Here is a 15,839-nt window from a genome sequence, read left to right on the forward strand (position 1 = left end):
CCACCCTCCTACCCTCGAGCTTCCCAACACGAGCTTACCAATTAGTATGGAACCAACCGACCACTTGCTGGCCGAAGCCCAGCGCTACGGCTACGTGGAAGCCGACGGCGTGTGGCTACGCCCGGTGCTCAACCAGCCCGCTCGCCAGATAGGCCTGGTTAAAGAAACGGACGATGCCGCTCTGCGGTATTTTGGCCAGCGTTTCGAAGCCCTGCGCACCAAAGTAGACGCCTTGCTGGCCAAAATGGAAGCCAGCGACAACAAAGGCTCCTTCCTGATGAAGGCCCAGCACCTCAAAGAGCAGCTGCTGACCTACGACGGCCTGGGCGATTTCGCCAGCCTGCACCGCCGCCTCAGCGAGGCCGAAGCCGCCATTGCTGTGACCGTGGCCCACAACCGCGAGCGCAACCTGGCCACCAAGCTCAGCTTTATTCAGGAAGCCGAAGCCCTGAGCGAAAGCGTGGAATGGGTGTCGGCCAGCGAGAAGGTGAAGGACCTGCGCCAGGGCTGGCTCAAAACCGGCCCCGTCGACAAGGCCATGACCGATGAGTTGGAGCGTCGTTTTCAGGCCGCCATTCAGGTGTTTTTTGACCGCCGCAAAGCGTTTCAGGCCGATAAGAAGTCGATGGTTTCGCGGGTGCAAAACCGCTACCGCGAACTGATTCAGCAAGCCGAAAACCTGAAGAATTCCGACCAGTTCGAAACCACTTCGCGCCAGCTCAAGCTCCTGCAGCAGCAGTGGCGCGAGGTGAACGGCAACTTGCCCAAAAAGCAGGCGTCGGAACTCTGGACGCGCTTTCGCGCCGCCAACAACCACTTTTTCGAGCGGCTCAAGGTGCACATTGCCGCCCAGCAGGCCGTGGGAGCACCCGGCGCGCCGGCCTCGCCCGAGGTGCTGCTGGCCCGCAAGCGCGCCCTCGCCGACCGGGCCGAAGCCCTGATGGCCGTGCCGCCGCAGGAGGCCATTCACCAGGCCAAGGCCCTGCAAGCCGAGTGGAAGCAGGTAGGCACCGTGCGCGGCGAGGAGTCGGACCGCATCTGGCAGCGCTTCATGGTGGCCTGCGACAAGATTTTTGAGCTCAGCGCCCTCGAATACCACTTGCGCAAGCGCACGGATGGGCCGCCCATGCCCACTGCGCCCGCCGAGCGGGCCCGCTTCCGGGCCAGTACCCTGCGCGAACTGCTCAAGGACGACCACCAGGAGCTGGCCACCCTGCGCGACAACCTCGACAAGCTCAGCCCCAGCGCGGCCAATGACGCCTTTCGGCAAATGCTGCAAACCAAAATTCGCTCTTTCGAGCGTAAAATTCGCACCAAGAACGATTTAATCGTCTTATTTACCCAGCAAGCCCAGGCTGCGGGCTAACCTTGGCCAACCTTTTGCGTTGTCGGTTGCAGCACGGTTTCCGGCTTGGTATCTTGCCAGGAAACGATTACCTTCGCCAACCCTTTTTTTATCCACTTCACTATGTATTGGACACTCGAACTGGCTTCCTACTTGGAAGATGCTCCCTGGCCCGCCACCAAAGACGAACTGATTGACTTTTCTATCCGCTCGGGCGCGCCCATGGAGGTAGTGGAGAACCTGCAAGCCTTGGAAGACGACGGCCAACCCTACGAAAACATCGAGGAAGTATGGCCCGACTACCCGACCAAGGAGGACTTCATGTTCAACGAGGACGAGTATTAGCATGAATGAGGAATTAAGAGCGAAGAATGACGAATTGGGAACATCCCAAAATTCCTCACTCCTCACTCCTCATTCTTCATTAATAATAGAAAATCTGGTTGCGGGCTACCCCGGCAGGGTGTTGGTCCGCAACCTTTTTTTGTCTCTGCCCGCGCCGGCTTTCGTGGCGGTGGTGGGGCACAACGGCAGCGGCAAAACCACGCTGTTTCGGGCCATTACGGGGCAGTTGCCGTACCAGGGCAGCATCAAACTGCTGGGACAAGAGGCAAGGACATTGCGCCAGGCGTCCACGGCCGGCCTGTTGGGCTACCTGCCGCAACGGGGCAGCCTAGGCTTTTCCATCTTGGTGCGGGAGCTGACGGTGATGGGCCGCTACCGTCACCACGGCCTGTTCAGTGCCTATGCCCCGGCCGACTATGCCGCCGCCGATGCGGCACTCGAACGCGTGGGCATGGCCCACTTGGCGGCCCGCGATTTCACCGAACTATCTGGCGGTGAGCAGCAATTGGTGTGGCTGGCTCAACTCAGCCTGCAAGACGCCCAGATGTACCTGCTGGACGAGCCAACCCAGCAGCTCGATGTGTATTACCGGCGGCAGGTGTTCACGCTGGTGCATAGCTGGGCTACCGTAGCGCAAAAAACGGTGCTGTGCAGCACCCACGACCTCGATAACCTGCCGGAGCTAACCGGCTACCTGCTCAACCTGTCGGAGCCGGAACCCCAGCTTCGCCCGATTTCGGCCGCTACGGTACGGGAAGCTAAGGCCTGGCTGGAGCAAGCGCCGGAACGTGGTGCTTAATGGGCAACGATGAATGAGGAATAAAATGAGGAATAATAAGAAACGGTCATGCTGAGCGCAGTCGAAGCATCTCTACTGTGTAAGTAAATCCTGCCGATTGGATTACTCACGCGGTAGAGTTGCTTTGACTGCGCTCAGCATGACGTCCCTTTTACTCATCGCCGTCCCGGTCGGCCGCGCAGCACCTGCCCAATGGACCGCATAAATGGGCCGGCCGATACCGAATTCATCACCCGCAGGTTATCGGCCCACGAAGTTTGCTCATCGAGGAAACGGAAGATGCGCTCAACCGGATTGCGCTCGAAAAGCTGTCGGAAAATGTCGCGCGTGCTTTCTCCCTGCCGCTGCATGATGTCGAGCAGCAGCGTATCGAAGAGTCGGAATTGCCAGTTGTCGCCCGTGGCATCGGCGGGCGGCCGGCCGGTAGCTGCCAGCGCTGCCACCAAACGTGCCGAATGCTGCTGAATGCGCTTGAAGGCGTAGCCGGTGCTGGGTTTGGCTCGGCCACCTCGCGTGCCCAGATTGATGATGTGCTGGCCCGTGCGCGCCGGTAGCGGGTGGTCGGTCATGGGAATCGCGCCTGCTTCCTCGGCCGTGATTTGGTAGCTTTTGAGCTTTAGGGTGTTGGTCAGGTAATGTCGAATGGCCGCTTCGTACTCGGCCTTTGGCAGCACTGTTTCCGAAAACAACGTATACTCCACCAGTGCCTTGCGTGGCGAATAAGGCAGCACGTACATAAACCGCGCCTCGTGCTGCTGCTCGCCGCGGAAGTCCATAAACTCTACTGTAGTTGGGTCAAATACATCGGTTTCGGTTTCAATTTCCCAGCCCACGAAGTGCTGCAACAGGTAGCGGTGCTTCTCCGGCTGCTTCAGCTCCGCCAGGTTTGGTGGGCGGCTGTCGAAGGCGTAGCGAGCTGTTATTTCACTGTCGGTGATGGTGGCAACTGCGCCGGTGGGCGTGTTTGCCAATCGGGTTACTTCGCCCTGCATGCTTGCAAACTGCGGACTGGCGGCCACTGCCCGGTGCACAAAACGGTAGTAGTCCAGCCCGTTAATCGTTTTGTAGCGGTAGCGACCCAAATCAATCACCCGCTCGAAACCGGGGCTGCGAAAGGCAAATTTGCGCCATTCGTGCGCTACAATGCCATCAAACAGCCCCGGCTCATCGGCCCAGAACGACCAGGTTCGGTCGTTCCGGGTTTTGGCATCGGGCTCGATGAGCAGCACCTTCTTATCGGCTAGCCGGGGCTCGCGGGAAATGTGATACGCCAGACTAAGGCCCGCTGCCCCGCCGCCCACAATGAGGTAATCGTATTCGGATAAATGGTTGGTGGGGGAGGACATGAAAAAGGGCTTGAGCAGCTAGCCAGGGCTACGCAACGGCGAAGCTAGCCACAAAAAAAGCCGCTCCCGAAGAAGCGGCTTCTCTCATCAACTGTTTGGCCGGTGCGGCAAAGAATCCGTTTTTATCCGTCAAATCTGCGAAAATCTGCGGTCTAGAAATTCGGCGACAGCAGGTACTTGTGGTAGAAGTCGTCGATGATTTTGACGGCTTCGCTGGCATCGTCCACAATTTGCACTAGGCTCAGGTCCTCGGCCGAGATGTTGTGCTCCTCGTGCAGCATCACATTCTTAATCCATTCAAACAGCCCGTTCCAATACGCCGAGCCCACCAGCACGATGGGGAAGCGGCTGATTTTCTTGGTCTGAATCAGCGTCATGGCCTCAAATAGCTCATCCAACGTGCCGAAGCCGCCGGGCATGCCCACGAAGGCCTGCGCATACTTCACAAACATCACCTTGCGCACAAAGAAGTAGTCGAAGTTGATGCACTTGTCCTGGTCGATGTAGATGTTGTGGGTTTGCTCGAAAGGCAGCTCAATGTTGAGGCCCACCGACTTGCCGCCCTCGGCGCGGGCGCCTTTGTTGCCGGCTTCCATGATGCCGGGGCCGCCACCCGTGATGACGCCGTAGCCGTGGCGCACCAGCTTGGCCGCAATCTCCTCGGCCAGCTGGTAGTACTGGTTTTCGGGCTTGGTGCGGGCCGAGCCGAAAATGCTGACGCAGGGCCCGATTTTGGACATCTTTTCGAAGCCCTCCACAAACTCGGCCATCACCTTAAAAATCTGCCAGCTGTCGGCAATCTTGATTTCGTTCCAGTCCTTATCCACGAAGGCTTTGCGCAGGCGCTGCTCGTCCTCAATGGGCATAGTGATTTGCCCGTTGGCGGTCTGGCGCATCTCCGTGATGGAGGTCAGCTTGTCGTCGTTGACGTTGGGCTGCTTAATGGTTTTGCCGCTGCCGGCGTTCAGCATATCGTCAGCAACCTTGGTTTTGCTGGTTTTGGGCTTTTTCAGAGTAGACATACGTTCAATGGTGGGATTCTAATAAAAACAAAATCGCCCCGGAAATGGGGCGACCAAAAGTAGGGCGTCAAAGTTATCGAATTGTTACCAAATAAAAATGCTGCGGGTTAAGTGATTCAGTGGAGTTATAAAAACGTCATGCTGAGCGCAGTTGAAGCATCTCGCATACAGCAGTAATCCTTTCGACTAGGTTTACTATTGCACGCGAGATGCTTCGACTGCGCTCAGCATGACGTTCTGTTTTCGCTTACTCGCTTACACCAGCTGGCGCAGGGCCATTTCGAACGAGCGCTGCGCGATGCCCGTGGCCTGCGCATTTTCCCGGTGCGTACGCTCGAGCGCGGCCCCGATGATGTGCGAGGTGTCGGCAAAAATGGCTTGGTCGGTGATTTCGGCCCCGGTTTCCATCAGGTAGGCAAATACGCGGGCCATGCCGCAGTTGGCAATGAAATCGGGAATGACGGCCGTGCGCTCATCGGCAAAGACGCCGGTGGGCCCAAAGAAAATTTCGGGGTCGGCAAAGGGCACATTGGCTCCGCAGCTGATGACTTTGAGGCCGCCGGCCAACAACTGTTCCACCTGCCCCCGCGCCACCAGACGCGACGAGGCGGCCGGAATAAAAATATCGGCCCCGATGGACCAGATTTTTTCGTTCACTTCCTCAAACGATAGCAGTTTATCGGCTGTCAGGGCGTTGCCCTTGCGGGCCAGCAGCAGCGCCCGAATTTCCTCCAAACCAAAGCCCTCGGTGCTCAGCAAGCCTCCGGCCCGGTCGATGATGCCCACGATGCGCACCCCCTGGCCGGCCAGGTAGTAGGCGGCCGCCGCGCCCACGTTGCCCCAGCCCTGCACAACGGCGCGCTGTCCGCGCAGGTCGGTGCCGGGCCACAGGCGGTAGTAGTGGCGCACGGCCTCGGCCACGCCGTAGCCGGTGATGAGGTCGGCCACGGTGTATTTGCGGGCCAGGTTGGGCGAGAATGCCGCGTCTTCCACCACCTTGATGACGCCCTGCCGGAGCTGCCCCAGTTTCTGGATTTTTTGGGGTTCGGTGGCCCGGTAGTGGCCGTTTACCACGCCTTCCTGCGGGTGCCAAAGTCCGTATTCTTCAGTAATAGGGATAACCTCATGTATCTCGTCTACGTTAAGGTCCCCACCGGTGCCGTAGTAATTTTTCAGAAGCGGGATAACGGCCCGGTACCAGCGTTCCAATACCCCGCGCTTGCGCGGGTCCTGCGGGTCGAAGTTGATGCCCGACTTTGCTCCACCAATGGCCGGCCCCGACACCGTAAACTTGACCTCCATCGTTTTTGCCAAGCTCTCGACCTCCCGCTTATCCAGCCCCTTGCGCATGCGGGTGCCGCCCCCGGCTGCTCCGCCCCGCAACGAATTGATGACTACCCACCCTTCGGCTTCGGTTTCGGAGTCTTTCCACTCGAAAACTATTTCGGGGCGTTTGTTTTCAAATTTCGTCAGTAGCTCAAGCATCGGGCGGGTTTACGGTAAGGATTGCTGCCAAAACAGGCTGCTCCGCAAAGGTAGGCCCCAACCCGAAGCAGTACAGAAAATTCGGCTCGTGTTGATTTGAAAAGTAAAATGATTGAATATTATTGTATTTTAAATAATGATTACCTTTGCTATCTATTTTGCATTCTTGCATAGGAACTAACGGGAGTAGTAACAACGTATTGCATTTATTCTACTCTTTCACACACCAATTCATATTCCATTTCCCCCCTCACTTTTTATTCACTTCATGAAACCATTGCATTCGCGTGTAGAAGCGCAACAGTTGGACCGTGCTGCGGCTATGCTCAAGGTTCTCTCTCATCCCAAGCGTCTGGCCATTGTTGATTTACTTGGTAAAACCAAAGGCAAAGACAGCCAAATGTCCGTAACCGACATCTACCAGGCCCTCGACCTGCCCCAGGCCATCGCCTCGCAGCACCTCATCACCCTGAAAGACCGGGGCGTATTGAAGTCCAGCAAAATCGGCACGAAGATTTATTACTCCCTGGCGGTGCCCCAATTGCTGAAAGTGATTGATACCCTGGAAGATTACTCCGGCAAGCTGTAAGTAGCCGGTTTTGCCCATCAGAAGGAGGCTGTTTCGGAAGAGGCAGCCTTTTTTATGTGCCCTGCGGTGCGCTAAATGCCGTGTGCAAGGCCAGCACCTGGGGCAGCAATGGCTGCACGTCGTCGTTGGTGAGCACGTAGGTGGCCCGCTGCATTTTTTCCTCTTCGCTGAGCTGTTTGCCCATAATGGCCAGCACATCGGCCGGGGAGCGGTGTGGGTCGCGCCGCAGCACGCGGGCCTGGCGCACCGGCAGCGGCGCAAACACCGTGATGATGCGGTCGAGCTGCTTGTACGAGCCGGCTTCGAAAAGCAGCGCGGCCTCTTTGAGCACGTAGGGATGGCCGGCCTGCTGCTGCGCGCTGGCCCAATGCTCAAAATCGAGCCCCACCCGCGGATGCACCAAGGCGTTGAGCTGCGCCAGCAAGGCCGGGTTGTTGAATACGGTGCCGGCCAGGAGCGGGCGGTTCAGCTTCCCCGCCGCGTCGTACGTGTCGGGACCAAATGCATCAACAAGCTGCTGGCGTAGCACCAGGTCGTTTTCCATCACCCAGCGGGCGCGGGTGTCGGCATCGTAAATCGGCACGCCCAGCGCGTGAAACAAGCGGCTGGCAATGCTTTTGCCCGAGCCAATGCCGCCGGTGATGCCAATGCGTAGCATGAGAAGAGGGGAAAATGAAAACAGTTGTTTCAGCGGCGCGTTTGGAGCAGGTGCACCGTAGATACCGACGCGTGAATGCGCGACGCCGTGCTGACCGGCACATCGGCTTCTTCGGTTTTGCTGTGGGCCGAAGTGGTCAACGGCGTCACGGGGTAGGGGTTGGGCAGGGCATTGACCAAGCTGGCCGGACCGCGAAACGTAACCTGAGCGGGCGTGAAGCGGGCAGTATAGTGCCGGGCCGAATCAGGGGGCAAAGCCAGCGGCAGCCGGCGGCTGGCATAGCGGTCAAACGTGAGGCGGAGCGTGTCGCCGGCCCATTCGGTTACCTGCACGCCTTCCAGGGCGTTTTGCAGGCCGCGCCGCCAGGCATCGGCGGGCAGGTAGCGGGTGCCGGGCAGGGGCACGGGGCGCAGGTCGGCTGGCCGGGTGCCCCAGCCTAGGTTGGCCCGCAACAGGCGCCAGCCCTGGCCCGTGACCGTAACCGGCAGGGCCGTGGGCAGCGGGCGCAGCGGCACGTAATGCACCGAGTCGTAGTGCCAGGCCAGCGGGAAGTTGATTCGGGTGGTGTACGTTTTGTTCAGAGCATTCATTTGCCAGAACAAGCCTGCTGCCAGCAGGCAGGCCGTGATGGCCCGGTAGAAGCTGGTTTCCTGCCCGGCAAAGGGCCGCACGAACCAGCGCACCAGCCGGCCCGCCCGAGTCAGCGGCCCCGTCATGGCTTAGGCCGAAGCCACCGTATCGGTGCCGGTGCTGGCCTTGGCGCCCACCTCGCGGGCAATGGCGGAGCGGTCGAAGCGCAACTTGGTGCCCCGGTCTACTTCCACCACCACAGTGTCCTCGGTGAGGTCCACCACCAGCCCGTGCAGCCCGCCGATGGTCACCACCCGCGTGCCTTTCGCCAATGATTGCCGGAAGGCTTTCGCATCGGCCGTGCGCTTCTGCTGGGGCCGAATGAAAAAGAAATACACGACCAGGCCCATGCCAATGGGCAGGATAAGTTGTGTATAATCGGTGCCGCCGGTGGCTTGCAGGAGTAAAATCGAAAGCATGGGCCTGAAAATTAAAGCGGCTTTTTGGCGCCGTCGTTTGTCAACACGTTGCCTTTGATGAGAACGGTGGTAATGCTGGGCTGCGTGTTGGACCGCACGGCCACCTGCTTGCTGATAATGCCCTGCTTGCCGTGGCTGTCGAACTGCACTTCCATTTTTCCTTCCGCACCGGGCGCAACCGGCTCCTTGGTCCAGCTAGGCGTGGTGCAGCCGCAGGAGGCCGTTGCGTCTTCAATCAGCAAGGGCGTTTTGCCAGTGTTGGTGAAGGTGAAGGTATGGTGGACTTTGCTATCGGGTTGAATATCACCAAAATCAAACTCCGCTTCGGCAAATTTCATCACCGGCGCGTTGGGGTTTGAGGTTTCGTTTTCACTCACCACGTTGGGGTTGTCCACCGTAGGGTTGGCGGCATCAGACGCTTCGGTGGCCGCGGCGTTCATGCCTTCGGTGCCCACTTCTGCCTTTTTATCGTTGTTGCAGGCAGCCAGCAGGAGCGTGGCCGCCAGAAGAATCTGGTATTTCATAAGATAAAGAGGAATTTAGCTGTCATCCTGAGCGCAGCGAAGGATGATAGCTAAATTCTAAAAATTACAATTTAGCAATAATGCTTTGAGCGAACTGGCTGGTGCTGGCTTTGCCACCGAGGTCGCCGGTGCATTCTTCTTGGCTCATCAGCGTAGCTTCCAGGGCCTTGTCGATTTGCTCTGCCTTGGCGTGCTCGCCGAGGTGGTGCAGCATCATGATGGCCGAGCGGAGCAGCGCGGTGGGGTTGGCTTTGCCCTGGCCAGCAATGTCCGGGGCCGAACCGTGCACGGCTTCAAAAATGGCCATGTTGTCGCCGATGTTGGCCCCAGCCACCACGCCCAGACCGCCCACAAGGCCGGCGCAGAGGTCAGACAGCAGGTCGCCAAACAGGTTGGTGGTCACAATCACGTCGAACTGCTCGGGCTTGCCCACCAGCTGCATGCACATGTTATCGATGATTTTATCCTCGAACACAATCTGCGGATACTCCAGGCTGGCCTCTTTGCAGGCGTTGAGCATCAGCGTGCCGGCCATTTTAATGATGTTGGCTTTGTGGGCCAGCGTCACCTTTTTGCGGCCGTGCTTGGCGGCGTAGGCGAAAGCGGCGCGGCAGATTTTGCGCGAGCCCTCCACCGTGACGCGGGCAATGGCATCGGCAATGCCGAGGCGCTCGTCCCACATTTCGAGGCCAGAGTACAGCCCCTCGGTGTTTTCGCGAAACAGCACCAAATCAATGCCTTCGTAGCGGGTGTGGATGCCCGGCGTGGTCTTGCTAGGGCGCACATTCTGGTAGAGGTCGTACTTCTGACGCAGCGTCACGTTGATGCTGCGGAAGCCTTTGCCAACCGGCGTCGTAATCGGACCTTTGAGGGCCACCTTATTCTTCTCCAGCGACTTGAGCAGAGCATTCGGAATCAACTCGCCCGATTGGTCGAACGTGGTTTGCCCCGCATTCTGCTCTTCCCACTGCACCGGAACCTGCGCGGCGGCAAAAATATCAGTTACCGCTTTCGTGATTTCGGGGCCTATGCCATCGCCGGGAATAAGGGTTACTACGTGCATCGTACTGGGTAATGAATGACTGAATGAGAAAGCAAAGAACGGAATGAGTGAATGAGCGAGGACTGAATTTTCATCGGTCACTCACCCATTCTCCCATTCCGTCAACTACTTAGGCACCCGTAAAAAAAATTAAGCGCCCTTGCGGGAATTGATTTGATTGATAAGCTGGTCGACATCGCCGAGCAGCTGTTCGGCTTTGGACTTGGCATCGGAAATCACGCGCTGGCCTTCGCTTTTGGCCGAGGACTGCCCCACGCCTTCGCGGCTGGTTACGAGGCTGTCGGTGAGGTCGGCCAGTACGGAGCGGTATTTTTCCAGCTGGTAGCTGAGCCAGGAGCGGGTTTCGGTGCCGGGTTCGGGGGCATAGAGCAAGCCAAGGGCCGCGCCGGTGAGGGCGCCGCCCGCGAAGCACAGGATGCCGGTGGTGGTTTTGCTGGCCATGGTCGTCGAATGAATTGAGGGAAGAGAAGGTGAGAATGTTTTCAGGGCTGCCTACGCAGAAACGCGGCGGTAGATGCAAAGGTGGCTGATGGAACGTCAGGTTAGCACGTCATGCAGCGCAGCGTCTGGCGTGCAATAGTAATAATTACTTCTGGCAACGAAGCGAGCAAGATGCTGCGCGGCGCGCTGCATGACGTTCCACTCAGCCTTAACCGGCAAGCCGATTACTGGTTATCCAGCAGGCCGCGGCCCGATTTGCGAATGTCGCCGCTGGCGGCCAAATCCGTCGCCAGCTTGTCCAGAATACCGTTTACAAACTGCTTGCTCTTGGGCGTGCTGTAGAGCTTGCTGATTTCAATGTACTCGTTGATGGTGACTTTCACCGGGATACCGCGGAACAGCTGCATCTCGGTGAGGGCCATTTTCAGGATGATTTTATCGAGCAGCGCCACGCGCTCCACGTCCCAGTTCTGCACCGAGCCGGCGATGAGCTTCTCCATCTTGTCGTCCTCAATAAGCGTTTGCTTGTAGAGCGTCTCGGCAAATTCGCGGTCGTCGGTCCAGTTGGCCGAGAGGTTCATGAGCTCTTGCTTCTCGTCGGCGCCGAAGGGCAGCATTTTCAGCGTCTTCAGCACCAGGTTGCGCACGATGGGCCGGTTTTCCTCCCAGTTCAAATCCGCCGATTCGAGCTGGCGCGGCAGCGCATCCCCTTTGAACACGAAGTCCTTGTAGATGTGGCGCAGGATTTCCAGGTCGGTGTCGTAGTCCATCTCGGCCACGTCGGTCGGCTTGCCGGCCAGGTAGGCGAGGATGGTTTCGTCGGCCTTCATTTCCTGCCAGGCGGCGGTGAGGGCTTCGGTTTCGTCGGTGCCTTCCCAGGCCAGCTTGCGGCGGATGGTGGCGCTTTGCAGCTGCTCGTTGGCCATCAGCTTGGCAATGGCTTTGTTCTGGTGCAGGCGGCTGGCGTCCAGCGCGTTTTCGCTCGGGCCCAGGCGGCGGCGCTCCTCGCGGCTTTGCTCTTCCTCCAGCACCCCCAGCAGGGCCGCGGGCAGGTTGAGCAAATGCAGGTACTGGTCGTGAATGCTTTCGGCGCCCACCAGCAGCTGCCCGGCGTAGAGGTCAGCGTCCTTCTTCACCTGGTTCTGAAAGGAGTTGATGGCGTCGGCCACGGCCTTGTCCACGGCTTTGTCGTCCGTTTTTTCGGGGGGCGTGCCGGTGCGGTACCAGTCGCGCAGCTGGGCTTCGCCCAGCTTGCGCTGGCCTTCCAGCTTGCGGCGGTCGGGGGCCTCTTTGGCCGTCAGGTCGGGCTCGAAAGCAGCCGCGATGCGGTCCTGCGCCAGCAGAAAATCGGCTCCCACCGCCTGGTGGTAGGAGTAGAGCGACTGCATGACTTTGATACGGAGGAGGCGGCGGTTTAGCATGGGTTAGTTGTTGGTTGCTGGTTGTCAATTGTTGGTTGCTGGTTGTCAATTGATAGGCTGGGCTAACAACTGACAACCAGCAACCAACAACTAGTAGGTCGACTTCACCTTGCCCACGCTGGCGATGCGCTCCTTTGCTTGCTTGAGCGCGGCGGCCTGCGGGTGTGTGCCCTCTTCTTCGGCCTTGGCCAATACCTGAAGGGTGAAGTCGTAAATCTTTTCGGTTTGGGTGAGGGCGCCCTGGCGGCTGGAGCCCACAATTTCAGAATACACGTTGATGAGGCCGCCGGCGTTGATGAGGAAGTCGGGGGCGTAAACGATGCCGCGCCGCACCAGCTCGGGGCCGTGCACGGTTTCATTTTTGAGCTGATTGTTGGCCGAGCCCGCCACCACCTGGCACTTCAGGCGCGCAATGGTGTCGTCGTTGAGGGTAGCACCCAGGGCACAAGGCGAGTAAATGTCCATTTCCTGGTCATAGATTTCGTCCAGACCCACGGCAGTTGCGCCGAAGCGTGCGGCGGCTTCCAGCGCCCGGTCCTGGTAGTAGTCGGTGACGATGAGCTTGGCGCCTTCCTTTTGCAACAGCTCCAGCAGGTAAGTGCCCACGTGGCCCACGCCCTGCACGCCAATGCGCTTGCCGGCCAGGTTCTCCGAGCCGTAGGCTTTTTTAGCGGCGGCTTTCATGCCCATATACACGCCATAGGCCGTCACGGGCGACGGGTCGCCGGAGCCGCCCATGCTCTCGGGCAGGCCGGCTACATGCTTGGTTTCCATGCGGATGTACTCCATGTCCTTGGTGGTCATGTTTACATCCTCGGCCGTGATGTACTTGCCGTTCAGGTTGTTCACGAAGCGGCCAAACTTGCGGAGCAAGGCCTCGGTCTTCATCGTTTTAAAATCGCCGATGATGACGGCCTTGCCGCCGCCCAGGTTCAGGCCCGAGATGGCCGCCTTGTAGGTCATTCCGCGCGAGAGGCGCAGCACATCGTTCAGCGCTTCCTGCTCGCTGGCGTAGTGCCACATGCGGGTGCCGCCCAAAGCCGGCCCCAGCACAGTGTTGTGAATGCCGATAATGGCCTTGAGGCCCGTCTCGTGGTCGTGGCAAAACACGACTTGCTCGTGCTGGTGTTCGGCAATCTGACCAAAAATGGTTTCAGGCGCCAGGATTTGGGTTTCAATCATTGTGAAATGGATTGAGGTTGGTGGGAATTGTTGGAATGGATGGTTGGGAACAGTGCGGCGTAACTTTGTTGGGTCTTTGGGCTTGTACGAAAATCCAGAACGTCATGCTGAGCCTGCCGAAGCATCTCTACTGCTTAAGTAAATAATTACTACTGCGATAGAGATGCTTCGGCAGGCTCAGCATGACGTTCCGATTAACCATTGGCTCAGCGTTTCAAGCCGCAAAAGTACCGCTATTTTCCCGAACCGGCCCTTCTTCCCCCTTGCCCGTGCGCGCCCTCTCCGCCGTTAACCCCTTCATCTTCCGCTACAAGTGGCATTTCCTCGCCGGGGTGCTGTTCGTGGCGCTGAGCACGTTGCTGGCCATTTTTCCGGCCCAGCTGGTGCGCTACGCCTTCGATTTGGTGAACGAGGGCATCGACCTCTACCACCTCTACGCCGGCACGCAGGCCCAGAGCGGGGTGTACCAGCTGTTTGGGCGCAACGTGCTGTTCTACGGCGTGCTCATCATTGGGCTGGCGCTGCTGCGCGGCATCTTCCTGTTTTTCATGCGCCAGACGCTCATCGTGATGTCGCGCGACATCGAAAACGACCAGAAAAACCAGATTTACCAGCACTACCAGTCGCTGCCGCTCAGCTTCTACCGCCGCCACAGCACCGGCGACCTCATGTCGCGCATTTCGGAAGACGTGAGCCGGGTCCGGATGTACCTCGGGCCGGCCATTATGTACTTCCTGCAGTTGGTGCTGCTGTTCCTGCTCATCGTGCCGCTCATGCTCCTGGTGAACGTGAAACTGACCATTTATACGCTGCTGCCGCTGCCCATTCTGTCGGTCAGTATCTTCTACGTCAACAACTTGATTGAGCGGAAGTCCGATGAAATCCAGCGGGCGCTGTCGGGTATGACCACCTTTGTACAGGAGGCTTTTTCGGGTATCCGGGTGCTGAAATCCTTCGTGCGCGAAGCCGACTCGCACGCCCAGTTCTCGGCCGCCAGCAACGAGTACAAAGAGAAGTCGCTGAGTCTGAACTTCGTGAATTCCCTGTTCTTTCCGCTCATTCTATTCCTCATTGGCCTCAGTACGCTCATTACGGTGTGGGTTGGCGGCCAGGAAGTTATCCGCGGCACCATCACCACGGGCACCATTGCCGAGTTTTTGATTTACGTGAACCTGCTCACCTGGCCCGTTACGGCGCTGGGCTGGACGTCCTCGCTGGTGCAGCGGGCCGAGGCTTCGCAGGCCCGCATCAACGAGTTTCTGGACCAGAAAACCGATATCGTCTCCCGCCAGAATGTGCAGCGCGAGCTGGTCGGCGACATTGTGTTCGAGAACGTCTCCTTCACCTACCCCGACACCGGCATTCAGGCCCTGAAAAACGTGAGCTTCCGCGTGCGGCCGGGGCAGACGCTGGCCGTCATCGGCAACACCGGCTCGGGAAAAAGCACGGTGGCTGCCCTGCTCTGCCGCCTCTACGACGTGACGGCCGGCGACATCAAAGTAGATGACGTGGACGTGCGCGACTACTCCCTGCGGGCCCTGCGCGGCCAGATTGGCTACGTGCCGCAGGACGTGTTCCTGTTCTCCGATACCATCCGCAACAACATCAACTTCGGACTCGATGAACCCGACGAGGCCCGGATGCTGCAGGCTGCCAAAGATGCTGACGTGTACGAAAACATTCTGGCCTTCCCCGATGGCTTTGATACCAAAGTAGGCGAGCGCGGCATCACCCTCTCCGGCGGCCAGAAGCAGCGCGTGAGCATGGCCCGCGCCTTGGTGAAAGAGCCCAAAATTCTGATTCTGGACGACTCGCTTTCCGCCGTCGATACCAAGACGGAAAATGCCATCCTCGGCAGCCTTCAGCGCATCATGGCCGCCCGCACCAGCCTCATTATCTCGCACCGGGTAAGCTCGGTGAAACTGGCCGATGAAATCCTGGTGCTGGACGATGGGGTGATTGTGCAGCACGGCACCCACGACGCGCTGATGGCGGAAACGAATGGGTTGTACCGGGCACTGTATGAGCGGCAACTGCAAACCGAAGAGGCGTGATGTAGCGCGGACTCTGCGAGTCCGCGTCCGCCCGCGCCGGATGAAATCCACTCATTCATACCCGGACTCACAGAGTCCAGGCTACAGTTTCCTATGACCCAACGCCTCGCCCACGTCACGCTGCTCGTTCGCAATTACGACGCCGCCGTTGCCTTCTACACCAACGTGCTGGGCTTCCGTCTGGATTCTGACCTGGACATGGGCGACGGCAAGCGGTGGGTAGTTGTTACGCCGCCCGGCCCGGCCGGCTGTGGCCTGCTGCTGGCCGAGGCCAAAACCGAACAGGAAAAGCGCGGCATTGGCCAGCAGGGAGCCGGCCGGGTCTGGCTGTTCCTGCACACCGACGATTTCTGGCGCGACTATCCGGTGCTAAAAGAACGAGGACTGCGCTTTCTGGAGGAGCCGCGCAGCGAAGTGTACGGCCACGTGGCCGTATTTGAGGACTTGTATGGCAACAAATGGGACTTGCTGCAGCCGGTTGAGTAGGTGTAGAATTCTCGAGGAGAGAAAAAAGCA

At 58.8% G+C, this 15,839-nt stretch carries 17 protein-coding genes; 6 read left to right on the forward strand and 11 right to left on the reverse strand.

Annotation, left to right across the window (positions count from 1 at the left end; genetic code table 11):
* Positions 1 to 46: 46 nt before the first annotated feature.
* The 3 genes from JKL48_RS02260 (at position 47) to JKL48_RS02270 (ending at position 2,489) form a co-directional block, all read left to right on the forward strand.
* Positions 47 to 1,366, forward strand: coding sequence for a DUF349 domain-containing protein (locus JKL48_RS02260; RefSeq protein ID WP_201977972.1), 1,320 nt, complete (start codon positions 47 to 49; stop codon positions 1,364 to 1,366).
* Between the two features lie 102 nt (positions 1,367 to 1,468).
* Complete coding sequence (locus tag JKL48_RS02265; RefSeq protein WP_035561220.1) at positions 1,469 to 1,690, forward strand: DUF2795 domain-containing protein; 222 nt, start codon at positions 1,469 to 1,471, stop codon at positions 1,688 to 1,690.
* Between the two features lie 139 nt (positions 1,691 to 1,829).
* A complete protein-coding gene (locus JKL48_RS02270) occupies positions 1,830 to 2,489 on the forward strand; it encodes an ABC transporter ATP-binding protein (protein WP_236668560.1) in 660 nt (219 codons plus the stop codon).
* Between the two features lie 155 nt (positions 2,490 to 2,644).
* On the opposite strand, the gene JKL48_RS02275 is transcribed toward JKL48_RS02270, so the two are convergent.
* The 3 genes from JKL48_RS02275 to JKL48_RS02285 all read right to left on the reverse strand — a co-directional run bounded on the left by JKL48_RS02275 (position 2,645) and on the right by JKL48_RS02285 (position 6,342).
* The gene (locus JKL48_RS02275) at positions 2,645 to 3,835 is read right to left on the reverse strand and encodes a lycopene cyclase family protein (RefSeq protein WP_201977974.1); all 1,191 of its coding nucleotides are present in this window, start codon (positions 3,833 to 3,835) and stop codon (positions 2,645 to 2,647) included.
* A gap of 152 nt (positions 3,836 to 3,987) precedes the next feature.
* The gene (locus JKL48_RS02280) at positions 3,988 to 4,701 is read right to left on the reverse strand and encodes an LOG family protein (RefSeq protein ID WP_394368843.1); all 714 of its coding nucleotides are present in this window, start codon (positions 4,699 to 4,701) and stop codon (positions 3,988 to 3,990) included.
* A gap of 411 nt (positions 4,702 to 5,112) precedes the next feature.
* The gene (locus tag JKL48_RS02285; protein WP_201977978.1) at positions 5,113 to 6,342 is read right to left on the reverse strand and encodes a Glu/Leu/Phe/Val dehydrogenase dimerization domain-containing protein; all 1,230 of its coding nucleotides are present in this window, start codon (positions 6,340 to 6,342) and stop codon (positions 5,113 to 5,115) included.
* A 268-nt stretch (positions 6,343 to 6,610) separates the two neighbouring features.
* Here JKL48_RS02285 and JKL48_RS02290 point away from each other — a divergent pair, with 268 nt between their 5' ends.
* On the forward strand, positions 6,611 to 6,931 hold the full coding sequence (locus JKL48_RS02290) for an ArsR/SmtB family transcription factor (RefSeq protein ID WP_046244304.1): 321 nt from the start codon (positions 6,611 to 6,613) through the stop codon (positions 6,929 to 6,931).
* A 52-nt stretch (positions 6,932 to 6,983) separates the two neighbouring features.
* Here JKL48_RS02290 and coaE read toward each other — a convergent pair whose 3' ends face one another.
* The 8 genes from coaE to JKL48_RS02330 form a co-directional block, all read right to left on the reverse strand.
* The gene (gene coaE, locus JKL48_RS02295) at positions 6,984 to 7,589 is read right to left on the reverse strand and encodes a dephospho-CoA kinase (RefSeq protein ID WP_201977981.1); all 606 of its coding nucleotides are present in this window, start codon (positions 7,587 to 7,589) and stop codon (positions 6,984 to 6,986) included.
* Positions 7,590 to 7,618: 29 nt separating this feature from the next.
* Positions 7,619 to 8,305 carry a YbbR-like domain-containing protein gene (locus tag JKL48_RS02300; protein WP_201977982.1) on the reverse strand — a complete coding sequence of 229 codons (687 nt, stop codon included), beginning with the start codon at positions 8,303 to 8,305 and terminating at the stop codon, positions 7,619 to 7,621.
* A gap of 3 nt (positions 8,306 to 8,308) precedes the next feature.
* Positions 8,309 to 8,638: a preprotein translocase subunit YajC gene (gene yajC / locus JKL48_RS02305; RefSeq protein WP_201977985.1), complete on the reverse strand. Its 330-nt coding sequence runs from the start codon at positions 8,636 to 8,638 to the stop codon at positions 8,309 to 8,311.
* A gap of 11 nt (positions 8,639 to 8,649) precedes the next feature.
* On the reverse strand, positions 8,650 to 9,162 hold the full coding sequence (locus JKL48_RS02310) for a DUF1573 domain-containing protein (RefSeq protein WP_201977987.1): 513 nt from the start codon (positions 9,160 to 9,162) through the stop codon (positions 8,650 to 8,652).
* Between the two features lie 64 nt (positions 9,163 to 9,226).
* Positions 9,227 to 10,225 (reverse strand): isocitrate/isopropylmalate dehydrogenase family protein, encoded by a 999-nt coding sequence (locus JKL48_RS02315; RefSeq protein WP_201977988.1) that lies wholly within the window; start codon positions 10,223 to 10,225, stop codon positions 9,227 to 9,229.
* A gap of 129 nt (positions 10,226 to 10,354) precedes the next feature.
* Positions 10,355 to 10,666 (reverse strand): YtxH domain-containing protein, encoded by a 312-nt coding sequence (locus JKL48_RS02320; RefSeq protein WP_201977990.1) that lies wholly within the window; start codon positions 10,664 to 10,666, stop codon positions 10,355 to 10,357.
* 224 nt (positions 10,667 to 10,890) lie between these two features.
* The gene (gene nusB, locus JKL48_RS02325; RefSeq protein ID WP_201977992.1) at positions 10,891 to 12,087 is read right to left on the reverse strand and encodes a transcription antitermination factor NusB; all 1,197 of its coding nucleotides are present in this window, start codon (positions 12,085 to 12,087) and stop codon (positions 10,891 to 10,893) included.
* A 90-nt stretch (positions 12,088 to 12,177) separates the two neighbouring features.
* Positions 12,178 to 13,269, reverse strand: a complete 1,092-nt coding sequence (locus JKL48_RS02330) for a Glu/Leu/Phe/Val dehydrogenase (RefSeq protein ID WP_201977995.1) — start codon at positions 13,267 to 13,269, stop codon at positions 12,178 to 12,180.
* Between the two features lie 269 nt (positions 13,270 to 13,538).
* Between JKL48_RS02330 and JKL48_RS02335 the strand changes: the two genes are divergently transcribed.
* Together JKL48_RS02335 and JKL48_RS02340 are read left to right on the forward strand one after the other, a co-directional pair.
* On the forward strand, positions 13,539 to 15,323 hold the full coding sequence (locus JKL48_RS02335) for an ABC transporter ATP-binding protein (RefSeq protein WP_201977997.1): 1,785 nt from the start codon (positions 13,539 to 13,541) through the stop codon (positions 15,321 to 15,323).
* 93 nt (positions 15,324 to 15,416) lie between these two features.
* Positions 15,417 to 15,809, forward strand: a complete 393-nt coding sequence (locus tag JKL48_RS02340) for a VOC family protein (RefSeq protein WP_201977999.1) — start codon at positions 15,417 to 15,419, stop codon at positions 15,807 to 15,809.
* Positions 15,810 to 15,839 lie beyond the last annotated feature (30 nt).

The sequence above is a fragment of the Hymenobacter rubidus genome, from assembly GCF_016734815.1.
GTDB lineage: Bacteria > Bacteroidota > Bacteroidia > Cytophagales > Hymenobacteraceae > Hymenobacter > Hymenobacter rubidus.

Coding starts and splice junctions, on each gene's coding strand:
- JKL48_RS02330 (WP_201977995.1), bottom strand. CDS start 13,269: ATGATTGAAACCCAAATCCTGGCGCCTGAAACCATTTTTGGTCAGATT.
- coaE (WP_201977981.1), bottom strand. CDS start 7,589: ATGCTACGCATTGGCATCACCGGCGGCATTGGCTCGGGCAAAAGCATT.
- JKL48_RS02285 (WP_201977978.1), bottom strand. CDS start 6,342: ATGCTTGAGCTACTGACGAAATTTGAAAACAAACGCCCCGAAATAGTT.
- JKL48_RS02265 (WP_035561220.1), top strand. CDS start 1,469: ATGTATTGGACACTCGAACTGGCTTCCTACTTGGAAGATGCTCCCTGG.
- JKL48_RS02260 (WP_201977972.1), top strand. CDS start 47: ATGGAACCAACCGACCACTTGCTGGCCGAAGCCCAGCGCTACGGCTAC.
- JKL48_RS02315 (WP_201977988.1), bottom strand. CDS start 10,225: ATGCACGTAGTAACCCTTATTCCCGGCGATGGCATAGGCCCCGAAATC.
- nusB (WP_201977992.1), bottom strand. CDS start 12,087: ATGCTAAACCGCCGCCTCCTCCGTATCAAAGTCATGCAGTCGCTCTAC.
- JKL48_RS02340 (WP_201977999.1), top strand. CDS start 15,417: ATGACCCAACGCCTCGCCCACGTCACGCTGCTCGTTCGCAATTACGAC.
- JKL48_RS02300 (WP_201977982.1), bottom strand. CDS start 8,305: ATGACGGGGCCGCTGACTCGGGCGGGCCGGCTGGTGCGCTGGTTCGTG.
- JKL48_RS02290 (WP_046244304.1), top strand. CDS start 6,611: ATGAAACCATTGCATTCGCGTGTAGAAGCGCAACAGTTGGACCGTGCT.
- JKL48_RS02320 (WP_201977990.1), bottom strand. CDS start 10,666: ATGGCCAGCAAAACCACCACCGGCATCCTGTGCTTCGCGGGCGGCGCC.
- yajC (WP_201977985.1), bottom strand. CDS start 8,638: ATGCTTTCGATTTTACTCCTGCAAGCCACCGGCGGCACCGATTATACA.
- JKL48_RS02280 (WP_394368843.1), bottom strand. CDS start 4,701: ATGCCCATTGAGGACGAGCAGCGCCTGCGCAAAGCCTTCGTGGATAAG.
- JKL48_RS02275 (WP_201977974.1), bottom strand. CDS start 3,835: ATGTCCTCCCCCACCAACCATTTATCCGAATACGATTACCTCATTGTG.
- JKL48_RS02310 (WP_201977987.1), bottom strand. CDS start 9,162: ATGAAATACCAGATTCTTCTGGCGGCCACGCTCCTGCTGGCTGCCTGC.